General features: G+C 68.2%; 1 protein-coding gene. It reads left to right on the forward strand.

All coding sequences use genetic code 11. The annotated features are described in order from the left end of the window. The first annotated feature begins 245 nt into the window (after nt 1-245). On the forward strand, nt 246-1,484 hold the full coding sequence (locus ACFU99_RS43285) for an IS110 family transposase (protein ID WP_384404189.1): 1,239 nt from the start codon (nt 246-248) through the stop codon (nt 1,482-1,484). Nucleotides 1,485-1,527: the final 43 nt, after the last annotated feature.

A 1,527-nucleotide genomic window follows, 5' to 3' on the forward strand; every position in this document is an offset into this window, starting at 1 on the left:
GGGTGTCAGTAGTCCGGTCGCCCTGACGGCGACACCCTGTGGGCGTGAAAATCGGTGGGTGGTCGTCCGGCGGACGTCGTATCGCCTTGGTGCCTCCGAGCCCGGGTGTCAGTAGGACGCCGGGGGTCCATCGACAGGCACCCGGATGTGTTGCTTCGAGCACGTGACTCAGACTCTTCAGCCTGCCGGACCCCCGCCGGACGATCACGCGCTCGCGGCCGATCACGAGAGGGGGTGCCGGGGCGATGGACGTGATCCACGAACGCTGTGCGGGGATCGACATCAGCAAGGTGGACGTGAAGGTGACGATCTGGGTGCCGGGTTCCGGCAAGCGGCGCCGCAGCGAGACGAGGACCTTCTCCTCGGTGACCTCCGGTCTGCTCGCGATGCGGGACTGGCTGCTCGCCGAACAGATCACCGTGGTGGGCATGGAGGCCACCGGCGTCTACTGGAAGCCCGCGTTTTACCTGTTGGAACACGAGATGGAGTGCTGGCTGCTGAACGCCCGCCACATGCGGAACGTGCCGGGCCGCAAGACCGATGTGAAGGACGCCGAGTGGATCGCCAAGCTCGTCGAACACGGTCTGGTCCGGCCCTCGTTCGTGCCACCGGAACCGATCCGGCAGCTGCGCGACCTGACCCGTTACCGCACCGAGGTGATCCGCGAACGCACCCGCGAGACCCAGCGCCTGGAGAAGCTGCTGGAGGACACGGGGATCAAGCTGTCCGCCGCGATCTCCAGCATTCTGGGCGTCTCCGGACGGGCGATGCTGGAGGCACTGATCGCCGGCGAACGCGACCCGCACGTGCTGGCGGACCTGGCCAAGGGCTCCATGCGCCGCAAGACCGACGCCCTGGTCGAGGCCCTCACCGGCCGCTTCACCGACCACCACGCCTTCCTGGCCCGCGCGATGCTGGACCGCGCGGATGCCTGCACCGCCATGGAAACGCGGCTCGACGCGCGGATCGATGAACAGATCGCGCCCTTTCGCCGCCGGATCGACCTGCTCGTGACCATCCCCGGCGTCAACACCCGGGCCGCCGAGGTGATCCTCGCGGAGATCGGGGACGACATCGCACGCTTCCCCTCCGCCGCCGACCTGGCCTCGTGGGCCGGAGTCTGCCCCGGCAACAACGAATCCGGAGGCAAGAAGGGACCCAGCCGGACCCGGCACGGCGACCCCTGGCTCAAGGCCGCCCTCGGACAGGCCGCCGTGTCGGCCTCCCGCACCAGGGACACCTACCTCGCCGCCCGCTACCGCCGGATCGTCGCCCGCCGTGGGAAGAAGCGGGCCTTGGTCGCGCTCCAGCATTCGATCCTGGTCTCCGTCTGGCACATGTTCACCCGCGACGCGGAGTACGCCGACCTCGGCGGCCAGTACTTCCTCGAACGCACCGGCCGTGCCAGGCAGACCCGACGACTGGTGAGTCAGCTCAACCAACTCGGCTACCAAGTGACCCTCCAAACAGAAGGAGCTGCCTGACCAGCAACTACGGGAACGGGACGGTGGATTTTCGACTCAGCCG

The organism is Streptomyces sp. NPDC057654, from assembly GCF_042800135.1.
Lineage (GTDB): Bacteria > Actinomycetota > Actinomycetes > Streptomycetales > Streptomycetaceae > Streptomyces.

What these genes read in the sequence shown, in the direction of transcription:
- ACFU99_RS43285 (WP_384404189.1), top strand. Translation starts at nt 246, where the DNA reads ATGGACGTGATCCACGAACGCTGTGCGGGGATCGACATCAGCAAGGTG.